This window comes from Pedobacter soli (genome assembly GCF_900101435.1).
In the GTDB taxonomy this organism is placed as follows: Bacteria; Bacteroidota; Bacteroidia; order Sphingobacteriales; family Sphingobacteriaceae; genus Pedobacter; species Pedobacter soli.
On the sequence record NZ_FMZH01000005.1, the window covers coordinates 364,774 to 388,818 of the forward strand.

At 40.8% G+C, this 24,045-nt stretch carries 23 protein-coding genes; 14 read left to right on the top strand and 9 right to left on the bottom strand.

Going from position 1 to position 24,045, the window contains the following annotated elements; translation table 11 throughout:
* Window positions 1-65: 65 nt before the first annotated feature.
* Together BLR37_RS13575 and BLR37_RS13580 are read right to left on the bottom strand one after the other, a co-directional pair.
* Window positions 66-1,367 (bottom strand): HAD-IB family phosphatase, encoded by a 1,302-nt coding sequence (locus BLR37_RS13575; RefSeq protein ID WP_090769388.1) that lies wholly within the window; start codon window positions 1,365-1,367, stop codon window positions 66-68.
* Window positions 1,367-2,329: an NAD-dependent epimerase/dehydratase family protein gene (locus BLR37_RS13580; RefSeq protein ID WP_090769390.1), complete on the bottom strand. Its 963-nt coding sequence runs from the start codon at window positions 2,327-2,329 to the stop codon at window positions 1,367-1,369. Before BLR37_RS13580 ends, BLR37_RS13575 begins: the two co-directional genes overlap by 1 nt.
* A gap of 71 nt (window positions 2,330-2,400) precedes the next feature.
* Here BLR37_RS13580 and BLR37_RS13585 point away from each other — a divergent pair, with 71 nt between their 5' ends.
* Window positions 2,401-3,582: a formimidoylglutamase gene (locus tag BLR37_RS13585; RefSeq protein WP_090769391.1), complete on the top strand. Its 1,182-nt coding sequence runs from the start codon at window positions 2,401-2,403 to the stop codon at window positions 3,580-3,582.
* A gap of 95 nt (window positions 3,583-3,677) precedes the next feature.
* A complete protein-coding gene (locus BLR37_RS13590) occupies window positions 3,678-4,832 on the top strand; it encodes a TlpA disulfide reductase family protein (protein WP_090769393.1) in 1,155 nt (384 codons plus the stop codon).
* A 136-nt stretch (window positions 4,833-4,968) separates the two neighbouring features.
* On the opposite strand, the gene BLR37_RS13595 is transcribed toward BLR37_RS13590, so the two are convergent.
* The gene (locus tag BLR37_RS13595; RefSeq protein WP_090769395.1) at window positions 4,969-6,363 is read right to left on the bottom strand and encodes a S41 family peptidase; all 1,395 of its coding nucleotides are present in this window, start codon (window positions 6,361-6,363) and stop codon (window positions 4,969-4,971) included.
* A gap of 343 nt (window positions 6,364-6,706) precedes the next feature.
* On the opposite strand from BLR37_RS13595, the gene BLR37_RS25360 reads away from it, so the two are divergent.
* Window positions 6,707-6,865, top strand: a complete 159-nt coding sequence (locus BLR37_RS25360) for a peroxiredoxin family protein (protein ID WP_167356607.1) — start codon at window positions 6,707-6,709, stop codon at window positions 6,863-6,865.
* A gap of 126 nt (window positions 6,866-6,991) precedes the next feature.
* On the opposite strand, the gene purD is transcribed toward BLR37_RS25360, so the two are convergent.
* The 5 genes from purD to dcd all read right to left on the bottom strand — a co-directional run bounded on the left by purD (window position 6,992) and on the right by dcd (window position 13,889).
* Window positions 6,992-8,263 (bottom strand): phosphoribosylamine--glycine ligase, encoded by a 1,272-nt coding sequence (gene purD, locus BLR37_RS13605; RefSeq protein ID WP_090769398.1) that lies wholly within the window; start codon window positions 8,261-8,263, stop codon window positions 6,992-6,994.
* A gap of 302 nt (window positions 8,264-8,565) precedes the next feature.
* Window positions 8,566-9,447, bottom strand: coding sequence for an SDR family oxidoreductase (locus tag BLR37_RS13610; protein WP_090769401.1), 882 nt, complete (start codon window positions 9,445-9,447; stop codon window positions 8,566-8,568).
* Between the two features lie 165 nt (window positions 9,448-9,612).
* Window positions 9,613-10,374 (bottom strand): enoyl-CoA hydratase/isomerase family protein, encoded by a 762-nt coding sequence (locus BLR37_RS13615; RefSeq protein ID WP_090769403.1) that lies wholly within the window; start codon window positions 10,372-10,374, stop codon window positions 9,613-9,615.
* A 118-nt stretch (window positions 10,375-10,492) separates the two neighbouring features.
* Window positions 10,493-13,183 carry a carboxypeptidase-like regulatory domain-containing protein gene (locus BLR37_RS13620; RefSeq protein WP_244154661.1) on the bottom strand — a complete coding sequence of 897 codons (2,691 nt, stop codon included), beginning with the start codon at window positions 13,181-13,183 and terminating at the stop codon, window positions 10,493-10,495.
* A 169-nt stretch (window positions 13,184-13,352) separates the two neighbouring features.
* Window positions 13,353-13,889 (bottom strand): dCTP deaminase, encoded by a 537-nt coding sequence (dcd, locus tag BLR37_RS13625; RefSeq protein WP_090769405.1) that lies wholly within the window; start codon window positions 13,887-13,889, stop codon window positions 13,353-13,355.
* A gap of 71 nt (window positions 13,890-13,960) precedes the next feature.
* Here dcd and BLR37_RS13630 point away from each other — a divergent pair, with 71 nt between their 5' ends.
* From BLR37_RS13630 to BLR37_RS13650, 5 genes are all read left to right on the top strand, one after another.
* The gene (locus BLR37_RS13630; RefSeq protein ID WP_090769407.1) at window positions 13,961-14,608 is read left to right on the top strand and encodes a 4'-phosphopantetheinyl transferase family protein; all 648 of its coding nucleotides are present in this window, start codon (window positions 13,961-13,963) and stop codon (window positions 14,606-14,608) included.
* Window positions 14,609-14,620: 12 nt separating this feature from the next.
* Entirely contained in the window at window positions 14,621-15,349 is a 729-nt protein-coding gene (gene lipB / locus BLR37_RS13635) for a lipoyl(octanoyl) transferase LipB (RefSeq protein WP_090769409.1), read from the top strand.
* A 65-nt stretch (window positions 15,350-15,414) separates the two neighbouring features.
* Window positions 15,415-16,137: an SGNH/GDSL hydrolase family protein gene (locus BLR37_RS13640; RefSeq protein WP_090769411.1), complete on the top strand. Its 723-nt coding sequence runs from the start codon at window positions 15,415-15,417 to the stop codon at window positions 16,135-16,137.
* Window positions 16,138-16,222: 85 nt separating this feature from the next.
* Entirely contained in the window at window positions 16,223-16,561 is a 339-nt protein-coding gene (locus BLR37_RS13645; RefSeq protein ID WP_039477141.1) for a CD225/dispanin family protein, read from the top strand.
* A 3-nt stretch (window positions 16,562-16,564) separates the two neighbouring features.
* Complete coding sequence (locus tag BLR37_RS13650; RefSeq protein WP_090769413.1) at window positions 16,565-16,960, top strand: DUF2752 domain-containing protein; 396 nt, start codon at window positions 16,565-16,567, stop codon at window positions 16,958-16,960.
* Here the strand turns inward: BLR37_RS13650 and BLR37_RS13655 are convergent.
* Window positions 16,957-17,700, bottom strand: a complete 744-nt coding sequence (locus BLR37_RS13655; RefSeq protein ID WP_090769414.1) for an RDD family protein — start codon at window positions 17,698-17,700, stop codon at window positions 16,957-16,959. The two genes, BLR37_RS13650 and BLR37_RS13655, sit on opposite strands and share 4 nt — an antisense overlap.
* Before the next feature lie 154 nt (window positions 17,701-17,854).
* Here BLR37_RS13655 and BLR37_RS13660 point away from each other — a divergent pair, with 154 nt between their 5' ends.
* From BLR37_RS13660 to BLR37_RS13685, 6 genes are all read left to right on the top strand, one after another.
* Window positions 17,855-18,808: a stage II sporulation protein M gene (locus BLR37_RS13660; RefSeq protein WP_090769416.1), complete on the top strand. Its 954-nt coding sequence runs from the start codon at window positions 17,855-17,857 to the stop codon at window positions 18,806-18,808.
* Between the two features lies 1 nt (window position 18,809).
* Window positions 18,810-19,694 (top strand): hypothetical protein, encoded by an 885-nt coding sequence (locus tag BLR37_RS13665; RefSeq protein WP_090769418.1) that lies wholly within the window; start codon window positions 18,810-18,812, stop codon window positions 19,692-19,694.
* 3 nt (window positions 19,695-19,697) lie between these two features.
* Entirely contained in the window at window positions 19,698-20,429 is a 732-nt protein-coding gene (locus tag BLR37_RS13670) for a DUF4129 domain-containing protein (protein ID WP_090769420.1), read from the top strand.
* On the top strand, window positions 20,426-21,616 hold the full coding sequence (locus BLR37_RS13675; RefSeq protein WP_090769422.1) for a DUF4350 domain-containing protein: 1,191 nt from the start codon (window positions 20,426-20,428) through the stop codon (window positions 21,614-21,616). Before BLR37_RS13670 ends, BLR37_RS13675 begins: the two co-directional genes overlap by 4 nt.
* Complete coding sequence (locus tag BLR37_RS13680; protein ID WP_090769424.1) at window positions 21,597-22,574, top strand: AAA family ATPase; 978 nt, start codon at window positions 21,597-21,599, stop codon at window positions 22,572-22,574. Before BLR37_RS13675 ends, BLR37_RS13680 begins: the two co-directional genes overlap by 20 nt.
* Window positions 22,575-22,642: 68 nt before the next feature.
* Entirely contained in the window at window positions 22,643-23,989 is a 1,347-nt protein-coding gene (locus BLR37_RS13685; protein WP_090769426.1) for a DUF58 domain-containing protein, read from the top strand.
* Window positions 23,990-24,045 lie beyond the last annotated feature (56 nt).

The following is a 24,045-nucleotide window of genomic DNA, read 5'->3' on the forward strand; positions in this document are numbered from 1 at the left end:
TAAAGGCTCCCCACTAATAATTTTAGATGACACAGAATTTCAGTAATCCATCTTACATTTTACAACTAATACAATACCCTAAACTTAATGGTATGTTCAATCTTTTTAAGTGATTTGAACAATTGCTTATCGTATTCGGTATTAATATCGGTAATGGCATAACCAATTTCGGGGTTAGTCATTAAAAACTGACCTACAATATTAATATCGTGTTTGGCAAAAACCGTATTGATTTTAGCCATAATACCCGGAACGTTCTTATGGATGTGAATTAGGCGATGCGATTTATCAATTTTAGGCAACTGTAGATTCGGAAAGTTACTGCTCAAATAAGTGGCACCCGTATTCATAAAATCAGTTACCCTTTTCGGGATAAAGTCGAGGTTACGCGGATTATTTTTCTGGTCATCAAAAACCACAATCCCTTGTTTGGTACACAAATCGAGATCAATTTTATTTTTGGCGTTACCCAAATAACCAATGGTTTTAAGTTTAACAGCATTTTTTAATTGCTCTTTGCTCAGTTTTTCACCGTCTGCCAAAAGGATAATACCCACATCTTTAACATATTTTTCTTCGAAAGTAGTTTTATGCCTGATGGATAAACCGTCATTTTTCAGAATCGAAATGGTTAAAGGATCTACATCGCCAATTACCAGACAAAGAATCCGGTTTTTAGGATAAGAAATAGCACGGGGTAAATTATTTACATACAAAAACTCATCAAAGCTAGGCGTTACGTGATCGGCTTTAGCCACAATACTTTCGCGGGCAATATTCTCAGTAAAAGCAAAAAATTTGTTGATTAAACCACTCTCACGCAGTTGAAAATCAGAATAACCATCGCCAATACCAAATAATTCGCCTTCGAGTTTTAAATGCTGAAGCAGCTTCACTTTTCCGCCTTCTTCACTTAAAGGGTTCGCATGGTCGTAATCGATAATTTTCCCGTCGCCGGTGGTTACAAAAGTATTGGCATAAATGTTTTCCTTTTTGATGTGGTACTGGCTAACAACGGGCGTAATAAACTCTTTAAATCCACCGGAAACGATTAAAACCTCATCGCTATGCTTTTTAAAAAAAGCCGCATTGCGCGAAAAAGAAGTAGATACCTTCTTTTTTAAGTGTTTAATCAACTGTTTCAGATGATCTTCATTGGCTTCTAAAAGTTTAACACGCTGGGCTAAACTTTCAGAGAAAGACAGCTTGCCTTCCATGGCAAAATTGGTGTAATCTTCAATTTTTTGGAAAATGGCCTCTTTGTCTGGGTGGTTCTTTAAAGAGATCCTCGCGAGTTCATCAAGTGCTTCTACCTGCGTAAAAGTACTATCGAAATCGATAATGTAATAAGCTTTTTGTTTGGGCATTATTTTAAGTGTTGGGTAATTTCCTGTATGCTTTGCGCTACCGGTTTAAACGTAATACCAGTTTCCGCTATAATTTTGCTATTGTTGTAATAACTTAATGTTACACTGCTTTTGGCTGTGTCTTTTGTTATTGAAGGCTGCTTGCCAGAAAAAAGAGATACCAATCTGAGTGCCCGCCAGGCCAATCCCAGCATCCAGGGTTTAGCTTCTTTGGTAGGTGCTTTAACCGAAAAACCTTTGGCTATGTCTGTGAAAAGATCTTTGTAGTGATAATCATCAGCCGAAATAATATAACGTTCGCCAGAAACTTCGGCATCCATCAATAAAATCATCGCTTTGGCAACATCTTCCACATCAACAAAACCCGAAGCGCCATCGGTATAAAATGAAAAGCCCTCTTTTACCAGTTTGAAAATGGCTCCACTTCCTTCGAAACCTGCATTTTTACCAATAATAACAGAAGGATTAACGATTACAGCATCAAGCCCTTCGGTAATGCCCCGCCAAACTTCCATTTCGCCTTCGTACTTAGACAGGCCATAGGCATGTGCCTGAGCGTCGTATTCCCAAAAATCCTTTTCGGTAATTTTACTGTCTTTCCTGGCATTTCCCAGCGCAGCAATAGAGCTTACATGCAGCAGGCGACAGTTATTATCGGCGCAAAGGTTTACAATATTTGAAGTGCCATCAATATTTACATGAAAAAGCTGTTTCTTGTGTTTCGAATTTAAAGAGACGAATGCGGCACAGTGGTAAACTTTGGTAACGCCCACAAATGCATCTTCTAGCGCTGCTGTTTCATTAATATCAGCCTCGAACCACTCGATTAACGGGTTATTGCTAATTAAAGCCGGTATTTTAGATTGCGCCCGCTTTAATGCCCGAACAGGTAAACCTTTATTGGTTAATTGCTTAATCAGTTCCGATCCTAAAAATCCCGTGCCTCCGGTTACCAGTATCATTTTATTTTTTTCGAGCTATATGTGGAAATACGCATTCAAAAATAGATATTTGAGCCGAGAGTTTTAAATATATGTCATTAACGGATTTCTTTTCGCCCATAAACGCCGATAGTTTTACACCAAAACAAGGATTTTTTACAAGTCAGTTGGGTTTAAAAGCGCAAATTTATACCGAATCGTTCCCCGATTTTGAGGAGAATACCTACGATTTAGCCATTTTTGGTGTACTCGATGGTCGCGGCGCGGTAAACAACGAAGGTACTGCCCTGGCACCTGATTATTTCAGGGAGAAATTTTATCGCTTAAACGAAGGAGCTTTTACCAGCCGCATTGTCGATTTAGGCAATATAAAACATGGTGCAACCATTGCCGATACTTACATTGCCATTAAAATGGTGGTGGCTGAGCTGATTAAAATGAATATCATTCCGGTCATCATCGGTGGCGGACAGGATTTAACCTATGCGCAATATTTAGGCTACGAAGATCTTGAACAAAAGGTAGACCTGGTTATTATCGACAACCAGTTTGACATTGGCGATGATGATACTGAGGGCATTGCTACCCGTTCTGACTGTTATTTAAACAAAATCTTTCTGCACCAGCCGAATTACCTTTTCAACTTTAGCAATGTGGGTTACCAAACCTATTTTGTAAATCAGGAGAGCCTGAGTGTAATGGATAAACTCTATTTCGATGTACACCGCCTGGGCGAGTTTGCACAGGATATTACACTAACAGAACCGATTATCCGCAATGCCAACATGATCAGCTTTGATATGGGTGCCATCCGCTCGGCCGATGCTGCAGCAAATGCCAACACTACCCCAAATGGTTTTGATGGCGAAGAAGCCTGCAGGCTGGCGCGTTATGCGGGTATGAACGATAAATTAACTTCAATCGGTTTTTACGAGTTTAACCCTGCCTACGACAACAACGGCCAAACTGCTTTTTTACTTGCTCAAATGGTTTGGTATTTTGTTGATGGGTTTTACGCCCGCAAAAAAGACTTCCCGCTTACGCCAAAATCGCAGTTTATTATTTACAGAACCAGTTTGAAAGATGGTTCGGGCGAAATGACTTTTGTAAAAAGTAAAAAATCAGATCGCTGGTGGATGCAGGTACCTTATCCATCGGGCCAATCTAAAAATGAACGCTACCATTTAGTGCCTTGCCGGTATGATGATTACCAAACTGCGGTTAATGGCGAAATGCCCGATTTATGGTGGCGTACGTATCAGAAGTTAAACTAATTGGTTTTTCCTGAAATTAGCTAATATAATTTTACACAGCCCATTACGTTTTAGGCCTACATATAGCTATATTTGAAAAACGATTAACTGACCACATGAAAAAATTAGTATTATCTGCTATGGCATTATTGCCCCTGGCAGCATTGGCTCAAAAGCCATTTACCATCGAAGGGAATATTAAAGGCTTAAAAGCCGGAGATAAAGTTTACCTGGTTTACCGCGCCGGCGACAAATCTGTTACCGACTCTACAACTGTAGCCAACGGAACCTTCGCCTTTAAAGGCACATTAAGCGAGCCTTCTGCGGGTAACTTATTCCTCAATAAAAATCCATTTGTCAATCGTCCGGCCAAAGGCGAAGTATTGGATTTTACCCCTTTCTTTGTTGAACCAGGAACCATTAAGCTAACCGGTACCGATTCGATTAAAACAGCCGCCATTACCGGTTCGGTAATTAACGACGACAACAAAAAATTAAAAGCCTTAACCAAATCAGTTGATGATGAGATTAACGCAATTAATACAGGATATGCGAAGCTTACGCCAGAGCAACAAAAAGATCCAAAAAACAGAGAGGAAGCCATGAGCCGCTATGAGAAAGCTACTGCGGCTTTAACACCAATCTTACTATCTTATGCAAACAATAACCCAAAATCGTATATCAGCTTAACCGCACTTAGCCAGCTGGCTTCAGATCCTGACCAGGTTCAGGCAGCGGAAAAAGCTTTTACAGGTTTATCTGCCGATTTAAAAGCTACAACCACCGGTAAAAGAATTGCTGGTATTTTTGAAGCAGGCCGAAAAACAGCTATTGGAGCAACAGCCATGGATTTTACCCAAAACGACGCTGATGGTAAACCGGTAAAACTATCTGATTTTAAAGGTAAATATGTATTGGTAGATTTTTGGGCTTCATGGTGCGGCCCATGCCGTCAGGAAAACCCAAATGTAGTAGTAGCCTACAATAAATTTAAAGATAAAGGCTTTACCGTATTGGGCGTTTCTTTAGATGGCGGAACAACCAGAACCACTAAAGAAGCCTGGTTAAAAGCAGTAGAAGCTGATCAGTTAACCTGGACACATGTATCTGACTTAAAAGGATGGAGCAACGAAGTGGCTAAAATGTATGGCATTCAATCTATCCCGGCTAACTTCCTGATTGATCCGAATGGAAAAATTGTAGCTAAAGGATTAAGAGAGCAGGCATTGCAAGATAAACTTCAGGAATTACTGGGAAATAAATCGAAGTAATACCTCATTTGTTAATCAGCTTCCGGCAGGCACATTTTTGTGTAGACCAGAAGTATAAAAGATAAAGCCCCAACCGGATGAAGGTTGGGGCTATTTTTTTGAGTGCGACCGCAGAAGCATTAAAACTGTGCCTGGCCTATGGCTGCTTTGTCGAACGGGAGAGACTGCTGCCGGTAACAATTTTATTGTTCTCTTGCCTCAGGTACGTTTTTCGGGTGATCGCTACAATATTGCCCCTGGTATCGCGGTTAATATACAAACGGGCGGCATTGGCGCCCAATTCCGGAAGCAGGTCTTTGATCAACAAAACATCAGGTTTTATCTCCTGCATCTGGTAATAATTAGTGGTTTTATTCTTCTCGGTAATACCATACCACAGCAAACCATCTTTTTTACGGATAGATATTTTTTCGGAATACTGGAAGGGCAGCCGATTGTAACGGGCCCAATCAATAGGCCTGGTGTCGCCTATTAAAAAATCTTCTAATCGCCAGGTAAGCATTTCCTTTCTTTCTTCATCCTTTTCATTTTTTAAAAGATCCTGTATAATGATTTTCCGGGTACGGAGCCAGGCATCCTGCTTGCCGGTAGCAGTATCAGGAATTACACCATCTCCCTCCCAACCTTTGATAGTATGCGGTGCTACAATCATTTTTACGGGTAAAAAAAGCATCAGGTTGCATTGCAGCGGAACATAGCTGCCTGCTATGCCCGCACCGGCAGTGGTATCGCCAATAACAACGCCCCGTTTCAGCCGCTGCATGGCAAAGGCAAAACCCTCTGCAGCAGATCCGGTATTGCGGCCGGTTAGTATATACAATTTTGCATCAGGTGCAGTTTTACCTGGTACAAAAGGCAAAGTCCATTCCTGCTCGTCCTGGCTTTTATCCTTATGAAACCCATACAGGTAATACTGATCATTCCCTGTAGCATAAAAATAAGATGCCAGATAGCGCCCCATAGCGCCCGAACCGCCTCCGTTGCGGCGAATGTCGATAATGATGTGCTTACTACCGGTAGCCAGGTTCATGGCAGCGGTTGCAGCAGCAAAGGCTTCGGGCACAGCGTGCCAGGGCCCCGGTACGCTTATGTAAGCAGTAGAAAGAAAATGATCTATTTCTACTTTATCAAACCCGTAATTACCCTCGTAAGCCAGCTCTTCAGGCGGCTGCTTATCTGGTGATGCCGAAGCTGGCGTTATGGCTGCCCTGTAGGCCAGGCTATCTCTTATAATATTCAGGTGCCTGTCCTTATGCACGGCATTAAGGTCGGTGGTTAGCTGCTTAGCCAGTTGCTCTTCCAAAAGGTTGTGGTATGCCCCTTCTTGCAGGCGGGCCAGCAACTTTTGCTTATAGCGGGCCGAGATTTCGGGAAAAGGATAGTGTGCTTCCAATTGGTCCGACAAGCGGTGTACAATAGTGTCTACATACTGTTTGGTTACTGTTTGCGCAGACAGTAGCCAGGTATTGGCGAGCATAAGTACGCAAAAGAGCGTTAGGCCTTTACCTTTCTTAATTTCAGGATTAGTCATGATAACACATTTATTTTAGGATTTAAGATAAGCATTCAATCTTGTTTTTTTATTTCTTTATCAAATCGGGGTGACTTCAAGTCAGAAAATGTTCTCAGTATGGAAAAATAACAACGGTAAATGGGCTTTTCAGGCGCTTTTTGCATCTGCTTGTTCTTCGATACTGCACTGAGCACGGTTGTTTTGCAACTGGCTAAAAAGCCGTTCAGTACGATTGCCGCATAATTTCTTAACCAATTTTAATTCAATTAAATAATAAAATTACTATCTAACGCCTCAAATGCAACTAAATTGCCTTATCTGTTTTTACAGAAATTTAAAAGATGGTTTTTTTGCACAAAAAATGCTAAGATTGAGCAACGAAGTGGCTAAAATGTATGGTATTCAATCTATCCCGGCTAACTTCTTGATTGATCCGAATGGAAAAATTGTTGCTAAAGGATTAAGAGAGCAGGCATTGCAAGATAAACTTCAGGAATTATTGGGAAATAAATCGAAGTAAAGATTATTTGTATCAGAGGTGCTGAAATAAATCCGATAGCTATCGGACCAGCATGACGTAAAATAAAGAAAAAAACCCGCAGATAAATTAAAATCTGCGGGTTTCTTTTTATAAAAAAATTAGCGGTTAAACTAAATCAAAGCCGATATCTTCTCTGAAATATTTTCCATCAAAGTAAATTCTTCCGGCATCGGCTGTGGCCGATTGTAAAGCGGTAAACAAATCTTTTTGTAAGCTGGTAATGGCAATTACCCTACCGCCATTGGTTTTAACCACATCGTTTTCTAAAAGTGTTCCGGCGTGGAAAGCGTTAGAGTGACGCAGATTTTCGATACCTGTAATGGCTTTCCCCTTTAAGTATTCGCCCGGGTAGCCACCAGCAACAATCATTACAGTAGCAGCCGTTTGTTCTGAAATAACCAGATTAACCTGATTTAACTGTTTATTGGCACTGGCCATAAACAATTCTACCAAATCGTTTTCGATACGTGGAATAACACTTTCTGTTTCCGGATCGCCCATACGTGCGTTGTATTCGATTACATAAGGATCTTCGCCAACTTTGATTAAACCAAAGAAAATAAAGCCTGTATAATCGATATTATCTTTTTTCAAACCCTCTACCGTTGGTTTAATAATGCGTTCTTCTACTTTGGCCAAAAACTCTGGAGTAGCAAATGGAACCGGAGAAACCGAACCCATACCACCAGTATTTAAACCGGTATCGCCCTGACCAATTCTTTTGTAATCTTTCGCTGATGGAAGGGTGATGTAATTTTCGCCATCGGTTAAAATGAATACGGAAAGCTCAATTCCGCTTAAAAATTCTTCGATCACAACTGTTGCTCCTGCTGCACCAAATTTACCGCCCAGCATCAGTTTTAATTCTTCCTGCGCTTCAACGGTTTCGGTACAGATTAATACACCTTTACCCGCAGCTAATCCATCGGCCTTTAAAACAACCGGCAAAGCATGATTTTGCAAATAAGCTAAACCATCTTCTAAGGTTTCGGGGGTGAAAGATTTAGAAGCCGCGGTTGGAATACCATGGCGCTCCATAAACTGCTTCGAAAAATCTTTACTTCCCTCTAAAATTGCACCTTCTTTTTTCGGTCCGATAACCGGAATGTGCGCAAGCGCCTGATCGGCAAGGAAAAAATCGTGAATACCATTTACCAAAGGTTCTTCGGGGCCTACCACAACCAGTTCAATCTTTTCGGCAAGAACTACTTTTTTAATGGCATCAAAATCGTTTACATTGATGTTGATATTGGTACCATAAGCACCTGTACCACCGTTTCCTGGCGCAATAATTAATTTATCGCAGTGCGAAGACTGGCTCATTTTCCAGGCAAATGCACTTTCTCTGCCGCCTGAACCTAAAAGTAAGATATTCATATAGGGCAAAGATAGGATTTTGTTGGAATTTTGAATATTCAAAAGCAGTTGAAAGGTTGCAGGTTAGCATGTTGGCAGGAATCTTAAAACATGCTAAGGTTGGAAAGTTAAAAGGTTGAAAAGTTGTAATGTTAGGGTCAAACCTTTCAACATGCTAAGGTTGAAAGTTAAAAGGTTGAAAAGTTGTAATGTTGGGGTCAAACCTTCCAACATGCTAAGGTTTGAAAGTTACAAGGTTGAAAAGTTGTAATGTTGGGGTTAAACTTTAAAACATTCCAACTTTCAAACATTACAACAATTGCTTAGCTTCCCTTGGCGCTTCGGGTCATTTGCTCGAGCATATCCCACATTTCGTTTGGGATGGCTTCTAAACCATTCATCTGCCCTGCCCCTTGCAGCCATTCGCCGCCATCAATAGTAATTACTTCGCCATTAATATAACCTGAGAAATCGCTCACTAAAAACGCAGCCAGATTGGCCAGTTCCTGATGATCGCCAACTCTTTTTAGCGGCACACGGTTTTTAAAATCGAATTTTTTAGCCAAATCGCCGGGCAGTAAACGCTCCCATGCACCTTTGGTTGGGAATGGTCCGGGGGCAATGGCGTTGGTACGGATCCCATATTTGCCCCACTCTACGGCCAATGAACGGGTTAAGGCTAAAACCCCACCCTTTGCGCAGGCCGATGGCACTACATAGGCCGAGCCTGTAAAAGCATAGGTGGTAACAATGTTCAACACTGTAGCGGGTTGGTTTGTGGCAATCCAGTGTTTACCAAAAGTAAGTGTACAGTTAACTGTTCCTTTTAAAACAATATCGATAATGGAAGAAAAGGCATTGGCCGACAGGCGTTCAGTAGGTGAAATAAAATTACCTGCCGCATTGTTTAGCAAGACATCAACCGAACCAAATCTTTCGATTGTTTTGGCCAGTACATTCTCTACCTGAGCAATCTCCCGAACATCACAAGCTACTGCCAATACTTTGCCTCCTGTTTTCTCCTCCATCTCATCGGCTGTCTTTTGCAACACCTCCTGCTTACGACTGGTGATGACCAGATTAGCCCCTAATTTCAGGAAATAAACGCCCATGGCTTTACCAAGCCCTGTACCGCCACCGGTAATTACAATGGTTTTACCTTTTAAAGCATCGTCTCTAAGCATGGGTGAATTATAACTGAACATAATGAAGGTTGGTTAACTGGTTAAATCGGTTAATTGTTGAAACTGGTTAATTTCAGGAGAGGTTAAATTGTTGGTATCTGGTTAACTGTTCAAACTGGTTAATCGGTTAATTGTTCTTGAAAACCGCCAATTGTGAACTGATAACTGCCAACTGCCAACTAAAAACTACTTCCTCTGCAGGCTTTCCAAAATGGTTTTTAAAATCTGACGCGTTGCCGGCGACCACCATTGGGCAAGCATTTTCTCGAGTGCGGCAGATTGATCGGCGGTTACCGCAGCAATCAGTTCTTCGCGGATGTTAAGTTTGCTTTGTGACCAGGTGTTGCCTTCGAGCTCCATGTATTTTTTAATCTTACGCTCGGCAGCAGTCAGCAAACTTTCATTACGCACCAGCTCATCTACCAAACCTGCTTTTAGTGCTTCTTCCGGATTATACAATTTACCTGAAAGTAAACTTCGTGAAGCTTCGGCCTTGCCAATCCAGAAAGCATAGAGTTGAAAAATGCTGTTAGGCACAATGATACCAACAGGTACTTCGTTTAAGCCGATAATGTATTGACCTTCGGCCATTACCCGGTAATCGCAAGCCAGGGCCATTACGCAACCACCCGCCGGGCTATGCCCGCTTATTGCGGCTACCATTGGCTTTTTAAAGGAAACCAGATTTGCAGTAAAACCTAAAAACAGCTCCCAAAAAGATTTGGCTTCGACTTCATTGTAGTTATAAAGTTCTACAAGGTCTAGTCCAGCCGAAAAGAAAGGAGCTGTACCTGTTAAAATAACGCCACCAATGTTATCATCGGCAGCGATATTTTTCAGCATATCATCCAGTTCGGTAATCAGCTCGCGGTTTAAGGCGTTCGATTTTCCTCTATCTAATGTTATCGTAGCTAAACGATCTTTAACACTTACTTTTATGGTGTTCATGGTAAAATAGTATCAAGTTTTAGTAGCAAGCATTTTATAGTATCGGGATGCAAGTATCAAGAAAGTTCGCAACCAACAAGCTATGCTTGCATAACAACTCAAATTTATCTATTTTTCTTTATTTCACATCATAAGTGTAAACTTTTCTCGCTAAATGGCCCAGTGCATCGATTCCTTCTATTACTACGCGGTAATTTCCGGGTTCATCGGCATTGTAAAATTCAAATTTGGCTTTACCATCGGCCCCCGCAACCACTTGTGGGTTCCAGTAAATGGTAGTTCGCAAATCGGCACGGCTGCTGGTGCTTGCCGCATCATATTTAGGCGAGTAAAACTCCCTCGATACAGTAAATCCTTTAGGGTTAAACGTAACAATACCAGGCGCATAACGGTTAGAACTTCTGCCACCATCGCCACGTTTGGTGGTAATGATAATTACACCACCGCCACCTTGCGAACCATAAATAGCGGTATTACCAATGCTTTTTAATAATTCTATCGATTCTACATCAGATGGCACAACATTATCCAGAAAATCAGCTTCCATTTGCATGCCATCCACAATTAGCTGTATAGGGGTATTTTGGCTACGCATTAAATAAGGAATATTGCCCCTGAATATTACCCCCGGCAAACGCCCCTGCAAACACTGCGAAAGGGTAACACAGGTAGATAACTGATCGGCAGTTAACACGAAATCGGCATGCCCCGCACCATTGAGGTTGGACGAGTTTTTAGCCGGATTTTTCTTTTCGGTAATGGTTACCTCCTCTAGTTTAATGGTACGCTCTAACAAACCTAAGCGGGTCATTTCGTTAAAGTAATTATCACTTTCTTTAATGTATTTCATTAAAGTGTTGTTTACATTGATATCGATATCGGCACCATTTTTATTTTTAGTTACAATTTGTCCGGGTACGATATCGAGATTTATATCAACAAATTTGCGTTCGGTTTTGGTACGTGCCTGCACCACAAATTTGGTACTATCGCCAAAACTCAGGTTATCAAAAACGAACTTCCCTTCGGCATTGGTCACCGTATCCAAAATATACATGGTTCCTTTGGTAGCCATTAACATTACCTTGCCGCCAGGTACAGGCTTGTTGCCCTTGGTTACGGTACCGCTAATGGTGATAGATTGTTCTGGCTGATAGGTAATATTTGGCCCTATGTTGTTGATGATATTTTTCCAGGTAAACCTTCTCCAGCCCTGGGTAAGCATCAGGTTATCGAGCTCTTTTTGGGTTTGCACATCATCCTTTAAAAAATAATGATTTGGTTTTTCTACATAGCCAATCAAATCAGAAGTAAGTAAAAGCGAAGTAAGGATATTCGTTTCATTATCTTCATCAGGTGCCACTTTGCTTGCATTGGTAACGGCAACAGAAAAACTGCCCAAAACAGGTTTACCTTCACTGGCAGCATCGAAACTAAAACTGGCTTTCCCTTTTCTCGATTTGGCTACATCGCCGGTATTTAACGATACATCGATTAAATCTGCTTTGTTGGTTACAAATACCAATCGCTCAGCCACAGGCTGGTTGGTAGCTGAAAACAGCGTAAACTGCACAATGCCAGCCGGCAGGTTCTTTTTTGGGATATTGGCCATTAACACCTGTTTATCCATTTTGGCTTTCGAAACATAATACACGGTGCCACCATGTTGCGCCACCACTTTTAATTCGTCGCCATTAACCAAATCGGTACTGGCCATTATTTTTAGCGATACTTTAGCGGTATCGGTATTGTTTAAGGAAATGGCATAACCACTTTTTGCTGCCACTGGTAGCTTGAATGTTTTTTCGGAACCGTCTTTAAATTTAACTTTTGCCGAGTAAACCCTGCCTGCCTGACTATTGAACACAAAGTTGCCCATACCAAGATAAGTGGTTGCAAAGCTGGTAACGGTTGTTCCGGTTTCGTCTATAATATCGCCCTGTACATCTTCGCCTTTACCACTTGGATTAACGGCTTTGATGGCAATTTTTTGAGGTAACTCTTCAATCAATGTACCGCCTTCGGGCATAAACTGCACGTCTACATCGTTAGAAGTTGAAGTAATCGGAATCGATTTAATTACTTTCTGCTTATTATCGAGCGTAAGGGTAGCTATAATTTTCCCTGATTTATTTTGAAATGTCTGGTTGCTGGTAAAACTGATTACGGCATCGCCGGTTAAACTGGTTTTTACCTTGCCTTTGGTTACACTCCGGTAATCGAGCTGTACATCGTAACTTACTTCGTTTTCGCTATAGGCAATGCCATTTTTATCTTCGAAATGAATGGTAGCCGTTACTTTATCGGCATTGTTCTCTTTGCTAAAGTTGTAAGTTGTTTTGGTAAATACCTTATTGGCCCAGCTGTTTCCAATTTTAATGGTTTTATCGAAAAAGAAATCCGTTCCGAAATTACGCATGTAATTGGTGTAAGCCCTGATCCGGTAGTTTCCTTCGCTCAGCGAATCGGTCAGCTTAAAATCGCCCCAGGTGATGCCTCCCATTATGGGTAGTTTAATCTGTTTTTTAAGCGAATCTTTTTCGTTAATGAGCTCTACATATAAAATTTTGCTGATGTTGGAGGGAGCCGATGTTTTCGTATTTACGATATAGGCTTTAAACCAGATATCGTCGCCTATGGCATAATAAGGCTTATCTAAATGTATATGTACTTTTTCCTGAGGGTACTTGGTGGTATAATCTTCTAATTTTTGTAAAAGCTGGCTAAACGGATCATCGTCCATTTTAAAAGCTGTGAAGCCAATTAAGAGTAAAACAAAACTGAGGGCGAGAATAATTCTGGGTTTCATGTGGTTAGGTAAAATAAATACGCCTCAAGGTACAAAACATGAGGCATATTTTTATGAAGAACACATGAAATTTGAAAATAATACTAAGTTTGTAGTTCTCAGCCTACAATCGGCAGTTTGCAATAAGCAGTTAACCGATTTAAACAATTAACCGATTAACCCACCTAAACTAAAACTTGTTTTTCCACATCATGCTTTCAACCGGCCGTGTGGTTTTATTGTTGTATTTTGCGTTTCCTTTGGTGTTGTACATGGTTCCGATCTGGCCTTCTACCACAAAATAAATGAGCTGACCAATGGGCATTCCAGCATAAACCTTTACGGGCTGCGCAACAGATATTTCCAATGTCCAGGTATTACAGAAACCAACATCGCCTTTACCTGCAGTGGCATGAATATCGATACCCAAACGGCCGGTACTACTCTTACCTTCCAAAAAAGGCACATGGCCGTGTGTTTCGGTATACTCTAAGGTAACGCCAAGGTATAATGTTCCGGGTTGCAGGATATAACCATCTTTCGGGATCTCAAAATGTTCGATCTCATTGTGTGCCTTGGCATCCAGCACACGGCTTTTATAGGTAGCCAAATATTTTCCCAAATGTACATCATAAGAGTTTGTTCCTAAACACTCGCGTTTAAAAGGCTCAATGATGATGGTACCCTTCTCAATTTCTTCTAATATCCTGCTATCAGATAATATCATTTTTATGCGTATTTTTGGCCTAAATTATCATTTATTTAAGATAATTTTGCATGTAATCTCCAATTTAATCAATGCCAATAATTTATAACCAAAATATTGATGACCATGCTGTTTTAGCTATCTGGAAAATTGAGGAAACAGAAGATGAATTGCTGGCTGGGCTGCAACTCAAACAGCACGAACACGATATCATCTCATCGTTAAACAGTGGCAAAAGGCTATTGCATTGGTTAAGCACCCGGCTATTGCTCCGCACCATGCTCAATACTACCGAGTATATTGATTGCCAGTTTGATGAGCATGGCAAACCTTACCTGGTTAATTTCGATTATCAGATTTCGTTAAGTCACTCTTACGATTATGCAGCGGTAATGATTAGCAAAGATTATGCTGTGGGTGTAGATATTGAACTGATTAAGCATAAAATAAAAAGCATTAAACATAAGTTTTTAAGCGATGTAGAGCTTGCCCAAAAACAAATTGGCGATAATACCGATGGCCTGTATGTTGCCTGGTGTGCTAAAGAAGCCATTTACAAATGGCATGGCAAAAAAGGTCTGGAGTTTAAGCAACATATCCACATTAAACCTTTTAAACTTAAAAACGAAGGTAGCTTAAATGCATTGGTAGAACTACCAAACGGCCCCCGCGAGCTAACTGTTAATTATTTTAAAACCAAAGATGGCTACATGCTGGGCTATGTAGCCGGCAATTATTAAATACCAATGGAGATGAACGAGACAGCAGAAAAAGTAATTGCCAAAGATTTAGTGCCAACAGTTTTTACCGACTGGGGATTAACCGACTACCAGCAGGCCTGGGATAAGCAGGAAGATTTGCTAAACCAAACGGTAGCCATTAAAACGGCAAACAGGGTAAACAACACCCACACGCCAACACCTAACCACCTGATTTTTTGTGAGCACCCGCATGTTTATACTTTAGGCAAAAGTGGTCACCCCGAAAACCTGTTGCTTGATGAGCAGGGCTTAAAAGATAAAGGGGCTACCTATTATAAAATTAACCGGGGCGGCGATATTACTTACCATGGGCCGGGACAGATTGTAGGCTACCCGATATTGGATCTGGATAATTTTTTTACTGATATCCATCTCTACCTGCGTACCCTTGAAGAGGCAGTAATTTTAACCCTCAAAGATTATGGCATCGAGGCGGGCCGCTATCCAGGCTACACCGGGGTGTGGCTGGATCCCGACAACGAAAAAGCACGAAAAATTTGTGCCATGGGCGTGCGCTGCAGCAGATGGGTTACCATGCATGGCTTTGCCTTTAACGTAAATGTAGATCTCGGTTATTTTAAAAACATTGTACCTTGTGGGATAGATGATAAGGCGGTTACCTCCCTAGAGCATGAACTGGGCAGAAAAATGGATATGGAAGAAGTGAAAGAAAAACTTAAAAACCATATTGCCAGCCTGTTTAAAATGAAACTGATTTAATAATCTTTAAACAAATTACTCCATACCAATAAAACTAAGGCCAGGCTTACTTCGTAAATTAAGCCATGAAGATTTTATTGAGTGTCCTTTTATTTTCTTTCTTAACTTCGGGCTGTACTAAGCACGAAAACATGCCATTAAACACCGATACTTCTATTACCCAACCCATTACCGGTGGCAGCACTTTTAGTTACCTGGCCCTGGGCGATTCTTATACCATTGGCGAAGCAGTAAAGCAAGCTGAGTCTTTCCCTTACCAGCTGCAAAGCCAGTTGAAAGATAAAAACATCAGGGTGGCCAACCCCAAAATTATTGCGGTAACCGGCTGGACTACCGATGAATTACAGGCAGGCATAAAAAAGGAGAATTTAAGCGGAACTTATGATTTCGTTACCCTGCTCATTGGAGTAAACAATCAATACCGTGGTTATCCGCTTAGTACCTACCGTAAGGAATTCGCAGAATTGTTACAAAAGGCCATTGCTTTTGCAGGTGGCGATGTGCGCAAGGTTTTTGTAATCTCTATACCCGATTGGGGGGCTACACCATTTGGCAAAAACTCTGGAAGGGATACGCAGGTTATTGCTGCTGAAATAGATAGTTTTAATGCCGCAAATCAGGAAATAACAGCCGCAGCAGGCGTAAACTACACCAATATTACACCGGCCTCAAGAAATGCAGCTACCGATGCAGCACTGGTAGCAGGCGATGGATTACATCCAAGCGGTAAAATGTATGGCCAGTGGGCCGATGCCTTATTAACAAAAGTAGCCGCAGTGTTGAAATAATTTAACTCGTTGATTATTTTGTTTTTAAATTAAAAAAATTACTTTAGTTTAACTATTTAAATTAATAACAAATTAAATCCACACTATGGAAGATCAAAAACCTCAGGATCAAGCTCCATTTGGTCAACAGCCATTTGGCCAGTCTCCATTTGGAGGCGCACCAACCCCTCAACCTAAAAACTGGCTTGTAGAATCGATATTGGTAACGCTGTTTTGCTGTTTACCATTCGGCATTGCCGGTATTGTAAACGCGGCAAATGTAAATAGCAAATACGCAATGGGAGATTATGCCGGTGCACAGGCTGCTTCAGCTGCTGCCGGAAAATGGACCAAAATCGGATTCTTCTGCGGAATTGGCGTAGGTATTTTATATATCTTGTTCTTTGTAGTATTAGGAATGGGTGGAGCATTAATGAACCGCTAATAAATGAAATTGAAGTACATCTTAGGTTTAATCATTGCAGTAGTACTCTCTGTAGTATACTATAAGTTTAATCCTGAGGTGTACCATTTCTTCCCGGAATGTCCTTTCCATAAATTTCTACACCTCGACTGCCCTGGATGTGGCTCGCAACGGGCAATTAATGCACTATTGCATTTAAATATTGAAAAGGCTATTGATTATAACCTCCTTCTGGTACTAAGTATCCCTCTCCTGCTGGCGCAGCTTAGTGCTAAAGTTTATGCTTATTTTACCCAACAAGCTATTGTCCTTAATTTTTGGCATAAACCCATTACCCCAAAAATTATTTTCGCGCTTGTTATGTTGTTCTGGGTTGCCAGAAATATTCCCTTTAAGCCATTCAATTATCTGGCAGCTTAAACATTCACCATCGAGGTTAGGTGTTTATAATCCTTAAGCACCGTTTCTAAAAACTGTAACTCATTCATACCCGCCGGTATGCTTACCACAATATGTTCTTTTGTTTTGGCTGCCATGGCATAAATTAATTCGGCATTGCCTGTTTGGTAGTAACTGGTTAATACTTCGTGAATGAGCTCGACTTCGCGATCGTTTAAATGCAGAACTGCTTTAAATTGTGCTTCGTAGGTTTCGGGCAGGCTAAAACTAAATGCGGTGTTGGTAAACTGTGTTCGCGGAGTAGTTTTAATTAAGGTGGTTTTACCCAAAATATCGCCTAAACGCTGATGATTTTTAGTTGCGATTACTGAAATTATAGCAACCACGCCCCAGCCAAAGGGAATGCCAAAATCAATGGTCCTGAACAACCATCTTAATAAATACTGGCTAAGCGTTGGCTGGCCGCCATCCAGGCTAATTACTCTTACTTTAAGTACCTTCTTACCTAAACTTTGTCCATCCATGGTAAGCTCGCAAACCAGATCGTAAAAAACAAAAATGGCCAGGAATATAAAAAACACTACCATGGCAGCATTGCTCGACATGCTGTATGAAGCTGCGCCGATCAGAATCATAGCAATAACGCCAAGTACCAGAAAAATGCCCAAATCTATACACCTTGCGGCAATACGTTCGCCCAGACCGGCAATTTCATAAGAGATATCGATATTTTGAGCAGTGCTAATTTTGATACTATCCATATTTCAAACATAATTTTTTTTAAGGATAATCGCTGTATTTTCAATAGGTAATTTTTAAACTAAGCATTTCTTATATTTTTTCACCATTTTATCCGATTGGTTCTTTATCCATAAAAAATTAACTATTTTAACCCAAGATTTGGTAACGCCTTAAATGAGAGAAGCACTATTTGTTAAACAAAATTCGGAGAAGTGGCAGCATTACGATTCCATGCAGCAGGCAAATCCTGATGAAGTGGCCAATCAGTTTATCGAAATCACCAACGACCTGGCTTATGCCAAAACATTTTATCCCAACTCTAAAACAACAGCCTATTTAAATGGGCTGGCGTCTAAATTACACCGGTCGGTTTACAAGAACAAAAAAGAGAAAGCCAACCGTTTTATCCATTTCTGGAAAACCGAACTTCCGCTGGTATTCTTTCAATACAAAAAACAGATCTGGTATGCATTTGCATTTTTTATCATTTCCTGTGCCATTGGTGCCCTTTCGGCCAAATACGACGATACTTTTGTAAGGTTGATCATGGGCGATAGTTATGTAAATATGACCAACGAGAACATTGCCAAAGGCGATCCTTTCGGGGTGTACAAACGACAGAACGAATTTATGATGTTCTTTCAAATTGGCGCCAATAACATTTACGTGGCGCTGTATACCTTTGTGTTGGGCATTATATTTTCTTTCGGCACTATTGTGTCGCTTTTCCGAAACGGAATAATGCTCGGTTCTTTTCAATATTTCTTTTTTAGCAAAGGACTGGGTTTTCAATCGGTAATGGTGATCTGGATTCATGGAACGCTCGAAATATCGGCCATTGTGCTGGCAGGTGCCGCGGGTATTATATTAGGTAATAGTTTACTTTTCCCCAAAACTTATTCGCGCATGGCATCGGTATTAAGAGGTGCAAAAGATGGTTTAAAAATCGTAATCGGTTTAATTCCCATCTTCCTTGTTGCGGCCTTTTTCGAAAGTTTTGTTACCCGCCATACCGAAATGCCACTGGTATTGAGTGCAAGCATTTTATTATCATCAGCAGCCTTTATCGTTTGGTACGTATTCATTTATCCAGCCAAAATTAAGCTCAAACAAACCGAAAGTAATTAACATGGTAAATCAATTAGAATTTAAGAAAAGAAGAGATTTCGGCCAGGTAATTAACGATACCTTCACGTTTATGCGGCAAAATTTTAAGCCCTTAATTAAAACTTACTTTACTTTTTGCGGCCTGTTTGTTTTGGCCAGCATGGCCGCCATGTTGATGCAACAGTATAAAATGGTCAACATTATTAATACTATTGGCAATGGTAGAAATACCACCGGAATTGGATTTGGAAGCTTATATGGTATAGAGTATTTCCTGACCATTCTATTTTCGCTTGCCACATACGCCAGCATGAGTGTTGCCATACTATCTTATATTGCCATATACGTACAGAAAGGTAACCAAACGCCTACTACCGATGAAGTTTGGGGCTACTTTAAATACTATTTCTTCAGGGTTTTTGGCAATTCACTCTTACTGATGTTAATGTTGGGGGTTGCCTTTATCTTCTGCCTGGTTCCTGGCTTCTGGCTTTTTCCATTTGTGGCCATGATGTTTCCCATTATGGTAATCGAAAACGGATCGTTAGGCTATTCTTTTAACAGAAGTTTCAAAATTATAAAAGATAATTTCTGGGTTACCTTCGGTACACTGGTTGTGGTTTGGATTATTGTCTATGCCTGCATGAGTATGGTCATTTTACCAACCAGCCTATTGAACATGGTCAGCATGTTTGGCCGCAAAAGCCCGCACATGTCGGTAACATTAAGCATGATTACTACAGTGCTACAATCGTTATGTCAGGTTTTTACCATCATACCCATAATTACCATTTCACTTGCGTACTTCAGTTTGGTTGAGCAAAAAGAAAATACCGGTTTAATGGAGCGCATTTCCAATTTCGGCAGTAACGAAAAACCAGTTGATAGCAGACCAGAAGAATACTAGCAGATGCAAGGCGCTTTAATCAGACATATTTTCGTACTCCTTTTATTTTTTGCCCCGCTAATTGGTAAAGCACAAACTGGCAAAACCGGCTCTGTACCTCAGCTTGTGCGTATTGATACCAATAGCCAGGTTATCGCTTCAAAATTTGATAAAGAAGCCATAAGCAATTATAAAGCACAAAAAGAATTTCAGTACGATGAAATTGGTCAGCAACAGCTTTCACTGTGGGAACGGTTCTGGCTGGAGTTTTGGCGCTTAATTGGCGAGTTGTTTCAGGGCGCAGCGGCTAATCCTTTTTCGCGCTATATCTTTATTGGCCTGGGGGTTGCTGTGGTGATCCTTATTGTACTTAAGTTAATTGGGTCAGAAAATATATTCAGCAAGAAATCAAAAGAAACTATCCTGCCTTATGATGTTTTAACAGAAAACATTCACGAAATTGATTACGAGCAGGAACTGCAACGCCTCGTTGCCGAAGGTAAATTCCGCCTGGCGGTAAGGCTTTTGTATTTAAGGGCTTTAAAAAAACTAAGCGATGCTGAATTGATTGAATGGCAGCCTGAAAAAACCAATTATCATTATCTAACGGAGCTTCGTGAACCGGCACTTAAGAATGATTTTGGTAAACTTACCCTCCAGTTCGATTATATCTGGTATGGCGATTTCCCGGTCGATGCCAACCGCTTCGAACCCATAAACCAATCATTTAATCATTTTAACAATCAGATTAGATGAAAGGATATAAATTATATTTCATTACCGGCTGCATTTTAATATTGGCTTACCTGCTTGCCCAATATAATAAGCCCACACCAACCAACTGGGCGCCCACTTATGCTGCAAAAGATAAAATTCCTTATGGCACCTATATTTTATTTCATCAGTTAAAAGATATTTTGCCAGGCGCTGCTGTTAAAACTTCGCCGTTGGCTGTTTACAACACTTTAAAATCGAAGCATTTTAACCAAACAGTTTATTTTATGGTTGCCCAGCAGGTAGATCTCAGTAAAGATGATTTAGCCCAGCTGATTAAATACATAGAAGCCGGAAATGATGTTTTTATTGCCAGTTACGATTTTGGCGAAATGGAGAAAGCGCTGAAACTAAAAACAGGTACGGCTTTAAATGCTGCAGGTAATACCCTTAATTTTACACATCCCAACCTTAAAACGGAGGCAAGTTATGGATTTGAAAGAGGGATAGGCAGTCAGTATTTCACTAAAATAGATACCGCTAAAGCAACTGTTTTAGGCATAAATGGAAACGGTAAGCCAAACTTTATCCGCTACAACTATGGTAAGGGTTTTCTGTATTTAATTGCAGAGCCAGGTTTTTACACCAATTTTAATCTGCTCAATAAATACGGTGCCGAATATGCTGCCAAAACCCTGGGTTATTTACATGGTAATAAAACACTCCTTTTCGACGAATATTTTACCGGGCAGAAAAATACAAATACCGATATTTTAGGGGTGTTTTTTAAACATCCTGAACTAAAATTCGCCTACTACCTGGCTATTTTCAGTCTGCTCATTTTCGTACTGTTTGAAATTAAACGCAGGCAAAGGATCATCCCGGTAGCCGATCCAAATACAAACTCGTCGCTGGCATTTACGCATGTAGTGGGCAGTGTGTATTATCAGGAACGCAACAACCACGATATTGCACTGAAAAGGATTAATTATTTTATGGAGCACCTGCGCAGCCGGTATTACCTTAAAACAAACGAAATTGATAAAGAATTTACACAGTTATTAATCGATAAGACAGGCATTAACGAGGCTTTGGCTAAAACATTAACCCGGTACTTTATACAGATACCTCAAATGGGTTATTTAAATGATGCAGAATTGATCAACTTAAACGATAGCATAGAACAGTTTTATAAAAATACGCATAGCAATGGAACAAGAACAGTTTAACCCACGTACAGATTTAAGCGCATTAAATGAAGCGGTAAACCAGATCAGAAACGTACTGGGGCATATCATTATCGGCCAAAAACAGGTTATCGATTTTTTAATTGTAGGCCTGCTTGCCGATGGACATATTTTAATTGAAGGTGTACCAGGAGTAGCGAAAACGCTTAGTGCCAAATTGCTGGCCAAATCTATCGCAGCGCAGTTTTCGCGGGTGCAGTTTACCCCCGATTTAATGCCTTCTGATGTTTTGGGCACGCCGATATTCAACACCAAAACCGGCGATTTTGAATTCAGGAAAGGCCCCATTTTTGGCAACATCATCCTAGTTGATGAGATTAACCGGGCTCCTGCCAAAACGCAATCGGCATTGTTCGAAGTGATGGAAGAACGCCAGGTAACCATTGATGGCGAAACCTATTTAATGGATGAGCCTTTTATGGTACTGGCCACCCAAAACCCTATCGAGCAGGAAGGCACCTACCGCTTACCCGAAGCACAGCTGGATCGTTTTCTGTTTAAAATTGAAGTAAAATACCCTTCGCTCGAAGAAGAAACGGCTATATTAACGGCACAACACACTTTGGTTAATAAAACTTTACTAAATGAAGTGAAACCTGTGCTGTCGGTAGATCAGATTCAGGCAGCAAGGGCCATTATCCGTAATTTGTATGTAGAGCCTAAGTTGCTTGAGTTTATTGCCAAAATTGTGCACGAAACACGCAATAATTCCGCACTATATTTAGGTGCTTCGCCACGCGCATCGCTAGCCATTGTACATAGTGCCAAGGCCTTTGCCGCTATTCAAGACCGCGATTTTGTAACTCCTGATGATATTATTGCTGTTGCCGGACCGGTATTGGCACACCGCATCTTATTATCGCCCGAAAAAGAAATGGAAGGCTTAACCACCAGCGATATTGTAAATCAGATTATTAAAAAAATTGAAGTACCGAGGTAGTCAGTTTTGCAGTTATCAGTTTATAGTTCACAGTTAACCGATTAAACAGTTTAAACAATTAAGCACCATTGAAAAAACTCTTTCAGCAATATTACCTCAATTTGTTTCTAAGCGACCGCCTTTTTACGGCGATTGGGCTTTGTGTTGTGCTTTTCTTGCTGAAATTCTTTTTTGCCTGGCTTGGCGATATACCCGAAATAGCTACAGGCGTATTGTTGATCCTTTTTTTGATCGATGTTTTTATCCTCTACCGCGTTAGCGAGGGCGTTGATGCCAAAAGGTTTACTTCGAAACGCCTAAGTAATGGCGATGAAAACCCGGTACAAATCGAAATTAAAAACCGCTATGGCTTTGGTGTTACCGTAAGGGTAATTGACGAAGTTCCATTTCAGTTTCAACTGCGTGATAAAGATTTCAGGCTGCATATCAAGCCGGCTGAAATTAAATCGATTCACTACAACCTCCGCCCAACAAAACGTGGCGAATACAATTTTGGTTTTATCAGGGCTTATATTAGTTCGCCCCTGGGCTTAATCAGCCGGCGTTACAATTTTGATGGTGCTAAAACTTTACCGGTTTACCCTTCTTTTATTAACCTTGGGCAGTATGAACTGATGGCTGTTTCGCATCATTTAACGGCATTTGGCATTAAAAAGATTAGAAAGGTTGGCCACAGCAGCGAGTTTGATCAGATCAAAAATTACGTAGGTGGCGATGATATCCGCACCATTAACTGGAAAGCTACTGCACGGAAAGGCGGTCTGATGGTAAACACCTACACTGATGAGCGCTCGCAGAATATTTATTGCATTATCGATAAATCGCGTGTAATGAAAATGCCTTTTGAAGGTTTAAGCCTGCTCGATTATGCCATCAATGCCTCAGTTGCCCTGGCCAAAGTAGCCATGCTGAAAGAAGATAAAGCCGGTTTAATTACCATATCAGAAAACATTGGCGCCGTGGTGCCCGCCGACCGGAAATCAGCACAATTGGGCACGATTATGAACGTGCTCTACAAAGAAAAAACGAGATATTTAGAAAGCAATCTCGAAGCCTTATACGCTACTGTGCGTTCGGTGGTAAAACAACGCGGGTTATTGGTATTTTTCACCAATTTCGAAAGCTTATCGGCTTTGCAAAGACAACTCCCCTATTTAAAGCGGATTTCAAAATATCATTTATTGGTGGTGGTATTTTTCGAAAATACTGAACTCAAGGCCCTGAGCAGCGATCCGGCCAAAGATGTTGAAGGAATTTACCACAAAACCATTGCAGAAAAGTTTATGTACGAGAAAAAACTGATGGTTAAAGAACTGAATGCACATGGTATTTTAGCCATTCTTACACCCACGCAAAAATTAACTGTAAACGTTATCAACCAGTACCTGGCGCTTAAGGCGCAACAACGGATTTAGTCTTGAGTCTGAAGTCCGCAGTCCAAAGTCAATAATCGTCCAAAGCATCAGGACTT